Genomic DNA, 7,227 nt, shown 5'->3' with positions numbered 1-7,227 from the left:
ATACCATCCAAGGTCCCGAGGGCTACACCGCCGATGCGGCAGCCAGGCTCTTTGCCGCACACTACCCCAGGCGTCCGCTCAAACTGGTAACGGCCCCGCTTGGCATGTCAGGTTTATGGGCCTGTTTGGCGAAAAGTACCACTACCTTGCCAAGATCATTGAAGCGCTGAATGAGTATCCCGAGCGCTTTGAGGGCGAGCAGGCCTGGCAGGAGCTGGGCCGGCCCACCATTACCCTTCCTGAATATGCTCAACAGGCTGTATAGGCCATAGCTCTCCCCCTTCAGTACTCTAGTAGCCGCATAAGACGGCGCCTGAGCCTTTTCCCTAGCGATGCCAGGCCGCCAGCGGGCTGTGCAGCACGTGGCCGAAGGGGCCGCTCGTGCAGGCGTTCATGCCAGCTGGTGCGGCCGCTGCCAAACATATAGGCCACATCATCCTCATGCAGCTGGTTCCAGTAGTCAATTAGCGCCGCCAGGAACAGGAGGGATGAATTGCGCCTCTGGTACTCCCGTATAAAGGTAGACTCATAGCCCTGCCGATGCAGGTAGGCCGTATTGGGCAGGGTCCAGAAGCGGGCCCCTTCTGCCAGCAGTTTCAGGCCAAACAGCTCCGAGTCATAAGCGCCGCCAACCGATTCGTTATAGCGACCCACCTTTTTCCAGATAGTTTTGGTATAGAGGTAATTGCCCGAGCCGCAGGGGGTTTTCATGGGGTTATTCAGTGCATCAATAAACGACAGCTTTTCAGTTAATGCCCAGTGCTGGTGGAGGATTTCCGGATTATCAGTAAAGTAATCGATCCGGCCAAAGGCAGCCGCATCCAGCTGATTTTCGAGCAGAAACTCCTTTAGGGGGGCTATGCTGTTGGGGTAGAGCAGGTTATCGGCATCCAGGCAGAAGATCAGCTCATGGGCCGCCCGGTCGATGCCCGTATTGCGGCCTGCAGCGGCAGTGCCCTTGTTGATGTGGTGGCGGCACAACAGGATTTGCTCATGCTCATCAGCATAGGCCTGTAGCTTCTCTGCAGTGCTATCCGTAGAGGCATCATCCACCAGGATCAGTTCATCACCCGGCTGCAGATTGGTTTCCAGGATAGAGGCAATGGCCGCATCTACCGTATCGGCGCAGTTGTAGCAGGGCATTATGTAGGAGATCGAATGCTTCATACGGGTATATTCTGCAGATAATAAGCGTCAGGGCTATTGAGGGTTCACAGGAGTATCCAGTCCGGCATTTGAATCTGCACCTTGTCTTTCAGTTCCGGGTCGGCCACCCACTGGCGGGGGGCAATTACCCGTTTGTGGGGGTTGGTATTCAGGTACGCACCCCACCAGCTGAAGGAGCTGTTGGCCAGAATGTTGTGCCGGCACAGGCGCATGGCTTCCAGCTCCAGATACTCTTTGCGTCCGCCCTCAATATCCACAAACACCATAGGGGCCTGCAGTTTCAGATGGGCCCGGGCCCAGTCCAGATCATCCGAAAAAATGTAAAAGGTGGGCGCATGCAGCTGCTCCTGCATATAGGCAACAGCCTGCTGGTAGTAGGAGAGCGGCATTACACCAAAAAACTGAAGATTGTAGGGGTCGCTTACATAATCGCCCCGGCGGATGTGCAGCGATACAGAAGCGGCATCTTCCCGTATCTGATCCAGTACGGCATAGGGCTCCTGCCGGTACTCTTCCCGCAGCTGCAGGGCCTCCAGTACCTGGGGATGCAGCCGGGTAAAATAGGCATGGTGCTGCCAGAAACCTTCCAGAAAGACCTGCGAGCGAATGCGCATGAGCTCGGGCTCATACGCCCAGAAACCGCTTTCCTGAAAATAACGCCGCCGATGCCTGGGCAGCATGTTCTGAACCTTCCGGTACAGCCTGGCATAGAGCGACTGGCTTTCATAGGGGCCTACAAAGCGCTCCACCTCCTGCGGACTGGCCAGAGGCTCCTCTATCTGAAAAAACTGGAGCCGGTACTTGCGGGCATCGGGCAGCCTGAGCCAGGAATCATCTATCTTTAGCGGAATGTTGTTTTTAACAGACAGCTGCTTGCCTACGGCATACTGAAAAAGCTGGTTGCCCAATCCACCACACAGGCGAACAATCATCATATAGCTAGGGGGTAAGTGTGCGGGCGCTGCTTTTGCTTTTTCTTCAGGCGCCCTACTTAGGGTAATTCCAGAAAAAAACGACCTAAGGCAGCCAATTGTTCTGAAAAAACGTTTAAGATGCAAGGCGGGGCAGTAAACTGCTTTGTAGCCTCACCGTTTAGCCTTTTTTTGGTTTCATGAAGAAAGCAGCAGTAGTAGCGGCCGTTCGGGATGCCTTTTATAAGCAGCTGGAAGCCATAGGCCGCAGGTTGCCCCCCTGGACCCATACCAGGCTTGAGGTAGTGGCCCCTCCGCTCCTGCAGCTTAAGGTACAGCAGCCCCTGAACCTGGCATCGCTGCCTGCCTCTTTTGCGGGGCATTTTATTGCCGTAAAGCATGTGCCCGAGCGGCGCATATTTAAACTGCAGGGGGTGTGGGTAAGCAGCGAGGCGGTGGTGTTCAAATGGGGAAAGATCTTTGTGCCCAGCCTGTGCAGTCCCGAGGCACTGCCCCGGCACCAGCGCGGGCAGCTGATGGCCCAGCAATGGCTGTCGCCGGTAAGCCCTCTGTCATCCGGCTTACCCCCGGCAGCCCTGGTGCATGATGAGTGGTCGGCCCGCAACTACTACCACTGGATGATAGAAGCCCTGCCCCGCCTGCTGCTGGTGCTGCAGACCCATCCCGAAAGTGCACTGCTAGTGCCCGATCCGGCCCCTGCCTTTGTGCACCGCAGCCTGGAATTGCTGGGGGTACGCAACTGGCATCCCCTGCCCCGAAATACCTCAAACGCCATGCATGTAGGCCGGCTTCTGCTACCCGAGCTTGTTTACTATTACGAAGAGCACGAAAATGCCCGGCTAAGCCAGCTGGCCCGGCTGGCGGAGCAGCAGCGGCCGGCCACTGCTCCGGCACCCCTACAGGAAGAACTGATCGTAGCCGTACGCCGGCAGCTGCTGGCCCGGCACAGCCCCCCTGCCCGGCCCTGGCGCAGGATCTATGCTTCCCGGGCCGGTCAGAAAACGCGCCGGTTGGTAAATGAGGCGGCCCTGCTGCCTCTGCTCCGGCAATGGGGGTTTGAGGTGGTTTGTTTTGAGCAGCTCAGCTTTGACCAGCAGCTGCAGCTGATGCAGGAAAGCGAGCTGCTACTGGGCCTGCATGGCGCCAATCTGGTGAACATGCTCTTTTTGCCTCAGGGGGCCCGTGTGCTAGAAATGATGAACCAGCAGCATTTCAATGAAGCTTACTACCTGCTGGCCTCCAGCCTGGGACTTCCTTACTATGCCATTCCCTGCCAGATGGTGGCAGAGGCCACGGAGGCTGCCACCTCCAGGGCCCGCCTGAACGATGCCGATGTAGCGGTAGACCTTCAGTTGATTGAAAAAACCCTGCAGGAATGCCTGGGCCCTGTACCTCACCAGAGCCCGCATACTGGTGGTACAACATTATCTGGCAGCCCAGCGGGCGGGGGCTCTGCTCCCGAAGGGGGTTTGCCGCAAGGGTAAACAAAAAGACCCGAAAAACGATTATATACCCGATGCTGTTGCTTACTCATTTCCCACTGCTACCCTTTTCACTTTGGTTTATAACACCCACTTTCCGCCCCTGCGGAAGTACCTGGGGCAGGGGTTTTGCGCAGCCTGGCAGTAGCCGCCTGGGCAGCAGGCTGTTGTGAGAAGGTGTAGACTTATGCAGGGGTTTGATTTTTTAATGTAGTCTTAATGTTAAGTTCGGTATATTTGTCTTGAAGCGTCAATTATTTATGGGTACCACACCGCAGAGCGGGTACCACCTCTATTTTTAGTGTCTGACGATCGATCATCCATGTCTGAAAAACCTAACAAAAAGCCAATGGGATTGGGAATTTGGCAGCCGCACCAGCTGGTGGGGCTGGAGTGCCGCTGAGCTGTGGTCGTACCGCAACCTGCTGGCCCGGCTGGTGCGTAGGGATTTTCTGCTCAACTACCAGCAAACGGTGCTAGGGCCGCTGTGGATCCTGTTTCAGCCCATTCTTACCCTGGTAACCTTTGTACTGGTCTTTGATAAGCTGGTGGGTATTCCCACCGGTACCATCCCCCCTGTGCTGTTTTATCTGGCGGGCATTGTGCTCTGGAATTTTTTCAACGACAGCTTTCTGGGTACCTCCTTCACCTTTCGGGAAAATGCTCAGATCTTCAGCAAGGTATACTTTCCCCGTTTGGTAGTGCCCCTGTCGGTTATGAGCACCCATTTTTTTCGCTTTCTGATGCAACTGGTGCTGCTGCTGATCGTGCTGCTGTGGTACTGGGTGGTAGAAGGGGTGCCGGTATCGGTCAATGCCTGGTTACTGTTTTTTCCCTTATCTGTGCTGCTGATAGGCTGCATTGGCCTGTCGCTGGGCCTGATCTTTTCGGTGCTTACCGCCAAGTACCGGGACCTGGTAAACCTGGTACACTTGGGGGTGCGCCTGATGATGTTCCTGACGCCGGTGATTTATCCGGTGGCTATAATTCCCAAAGATGTGCAGTGGCTGGTACAGCTCAACCCCCTTACCCCTCTCTTTGAGGTGTTCCGCTACGGCCTGCTGGGCGATGGCACCTTTGGTGTTGGCCAGCTCCTTTACAGCACCCTGTTTGCCCTGGTGCTGGTAGTGGTCTCCTTCATGATCTTTAACAAACAGGGCGATAAATTAATCGACGTGGTATAAGCCAGGCCTATGCAGGATGTAGTCATACAGGTAGAAAACGTGTCCAAGCTTTACCGGCTGGGGGTAATTGGCACCGGCTCGCTGCGGCAGGATGTGCAGCTGTTCTGGAACAGTACGGTGCTGGGTAAAAAAGACCCCTTTTTTACCCTGGGCCCAGAATCTGGCGTCGGCTACGACAGCAGCAAATACCTGTGGGCGCTACAAAACATCAGCTTTGAGGTGAAAAAGGGTGAGGTCTGGGGCATCGTAGGCCAGAATGGCGCCGGCAAATCTACCCTGCTGAAGATCCTGTCCCGCATTGTGCGCCCTACCCATGGAGTGATCCGGGGCAAGGGTAAGGTAAGCAGCCTGCTGGAGGTGGGCACCGGTTTTCACCAGGAGCTTACCGGTCGGGAAAACATCTACATCAGCGGCTACATCCTGGGCATGAAAAAGGATGAGATCCGCAGCAAGTTTGATGAGATCATTGACTTTTCGGGCATTGGCAAGTTCATCGATACGCCCGTAAAGCGCTACTCGTCTGGCATGTATGTGCGCCTGGCCTTTGCCGTAGCCGCCCACCTGGAGCCCGATATCCTCATTGTAGACGAAGTGCTGGCCGTAGGCGATGCCGAATTTCAGAAAAAATGCCTGGGCAAAATGCGGGAGGTTTCCCAGACCGATGGCCGTACCATATTGTTTGTAAGCCACAGCATGCAGGCCATTACTAACCTCTGCGAAAAAGCCATCTGGCTGCAGGGGGGAAAGGTAAAACAGATTGGTCCGGCCACCAGCATTGTAAACAGCTATGTCTCCAACATCCAGAAGTTTCAAATGCGGCAGCAGTGGGCCAGCCCTGAGGAAGCCCCCGGCAATGATACCATTCGCTTTCACTCGGTTGAACTGGTTCCCGAGCTGGCCCGACCGGAAGATCCCATCGATATCCGCACCCCGCTTAAGGTCCGATTTTCCTTCTGGAACATGGGAGAGAAAGCCCTGCTGAGCACCGGTCTTCACCTGTTCTCTTATGGTGGCGATTGTATTTTTGATGTACCCTCGGCAGCCATCATGTGCGAGCCCGGGCTGGTAGAAGGCGAATGCAGTATTCCGGGCAATCTGCTCAACGACGGCTCATACTATATTTCCCTAATTGTGGTAAAAGACACCTCGGTAAACCTCTTTTATTTTGAGGAGTGCATCTCCTTTGATGTGGAAGATTACCGAGGCGATATCAAATGGTTTGGCAAATGGATGGGGGCCGTACGGCCTAAGCTTCCCTTCAGCCTCAAACAAAATCAGAATGTACTCAACTAAGCAGGGCCACAGCCGGGCATGACGCATCCTCCGTACCATATTCGCCATTATTCCCTGCCAGACGGCCTGCAACTGCCGAAGCTGGATACTACAGCAGCCGGTCACTACCTGGTCTACTGGTGGAAAGATATTCCGTTGGGCCATGTGCGTATTGCCCCCGGCGAAACGCTCAGCAGTGAGCAGTATACCCAAAAACTGGCCGAATCCCTTAGCCCGGCCCTGGAGGCTTATGCCCCTGATGCCGCAGCCCTCCCCCCCTGGCAGGCGTGGCTCAGCAGCGGCAACACTCCCCCTCTGCTGCACGGGATGGCGCAGGTGCTGGACCCCCTGCTGCCCCATACGTTGCCGGCAACAGTGCCCGTATCGGTAGTGATCTGCACCCGCAACCGGCCTGCGCTGCTACAAAACTGTCTGGAACTGCTCAGGAACCAGCGCTGCCAGCCCCAGGAGATCCTGGTGGTTGACAATGCCTCTTCTGATAAGGCTACTGAAGCGGTCGTAAACCAGTATCCCGAGGTGCGCTATACCTATGAAGCGCGCGGCGGCCTGGACATTGCCCGAAATACCGGCATCCGGCTGGCCAGCTGTCCTCTGGTGGCTTTTCTGGACGATGATGTGGTGGCCCACCCCCTTTGGGTGTACCGGGTCTGGCAGTCGTTTGAGGATCCGCAGGTAGCGGCCCTTACCGGGCTGGTATTAGCAGCCGAGCTGCAGACCGAAGCCCAGCAGATCTTTGAGTGGCACTGGAGCTTTAACCGCGGCTACCGGAACAAGCTCTATGACCAGCAGTATTTTAAGCAAACCCTGGCCATAGGCCCTCCTGTATGGGAGATTGGGGCAGGGGCCAACATGGCCTTTCGCAAATCGGTCTTTGAACAGGTGGGATATTTCAACGAATTGCTGGATGTAGGGGCAGCCGGCTGCAATGGCGATTCCGAAATGTGGTTTCGTATCCTGGCCGGGGGCTTCAGCATCCGCTACAACCCCCTGGCGGTGGTGCATCATACGCATCGGCGGGAGCTCAGCGGCCTCAAAAAACAGATATATTACTACATGCGGGGCTTTGCTACGGCTGCCCTGCTGCAACAGCAACAGCAGCGCCAGGCTGGCTACCGCAAGCACCTGCTGCTGGTGCTGCCAAAATTTTATGTAAAGCTCATCCGGCAGGGA

The 7,227-nt window shown here is 55.8% G+C and carries 6 protein-coding genes and 1 pseudogene; 5 read left to right on the top strand and 2 right to left on the bottom strand.

All coding sequences use genetic code 11. The features are described from left to right. Positions 1 to 265, top strand: a pseudogene (locus ADICEAN_RS23435) (hypothetical protein); the annotation flags it as partial. 17 nt (positions 266 to 282) lie between these two features. Here the strand turns inward: ADICEAN_RS23435 and ADICEAN_RS21625 are convergent. Both ADICEAN_RS21625 and ADICEAN_RS19550 read right to left on the bottom strand, forming a co-directional pair. After that, positions 283 to 1,167: a glycosyltransferase family 2 protein gene (locus ADICEAN_RS21625; RefSeq protein WP_009197397.1), complete on the bottom strand. Its 885-nt coding sequence runs from the start codon at positions 1,165 to 1,167 to the stop codon at positions 283 to 285. Positions 1,168 to 1,211: 44 nt separating this feature from the next. After that, positions 1,212 to 2,102: an alpha-1,2-fucosyltransferase gene (locus ADICEAN_RS19550; RefSeq protein WP_009197396.1), complete on the bottom strand. Its 891-nt coding sequence runs from the start codon at positions 2,100 to 2,102 to the stop codon at positions 1,212 to 1,214. 176 nt (positions 2,103 to 2,278) lie between these two features. Here ADICEAN_RS19550 and ADICEAN_RS19545 point away from each other — a divergent pair, with 176 nt between their 5' ends. From ADICEAN_RS19545 to ADICEAN_RS19530, 4 genes are all read left to right on the top strand, one after another. Beyond that, entirely contained in the window at positions 2,279 to 3,583 is a 1,305-nt protein-coding gene (locus tag ADICEAN_RS19545) for a glycosyltransferase family 61 protein (RefSeq protein WP_009197395.1), read from the top strand. Positions 3,584 to 4,017: 434 nt separating this feature from the next. After that, positions 4,018 to 4,764: an ABC transporter permease gene (locus ADICEAN_RS19540; protein WP_009197394.1), complete on the top strand. Its 747-nt coding sequence runs from the start codon at positions 4,018 to 4,020 to the stop codon at positions 4,762 to 4,764. Positions 4,765 to 4,773: 9 nt separating this feature from the next. Then, positions 4,774 to 6,057: an ABC transporter ATP-binding protein gene (locus tag ADICEAN_RS19535; RefSeq protein ID WP_009197393.1), complete on the top strand. Its 1,284-nt coding sequence runs from the start codon at positions 4,774 to 4,776 to the stop codon at positions 6,055 to 6,057. An 18-nt stretch (positions 6,058 to 6,075) separates the two neighbouring features. Then, positions 6,076 to 7,227 (top strand): glycosyltransferase family 2 protein (locus ADICEAN_RS19530; protein ID WP_040398411.1); only part of this gene is annotated, 1,152 nt, incomplete at its 3' end.

The sequence above is a fragment of the Cesiribacter andamanensis AMV16 genome (assembly GCF_000348925.1).
Lineage (GTDB): Bacteria > Bacteroidota > Bacteroidia > Cytophagales > Cyclobacteriaceae > Cesiribacter > Cesiribacter andamanensis.
Note: the sequence above shows the minus strand (reverse complement) of the source record. Positions and strands in the feature narration are given on the sequence as shown.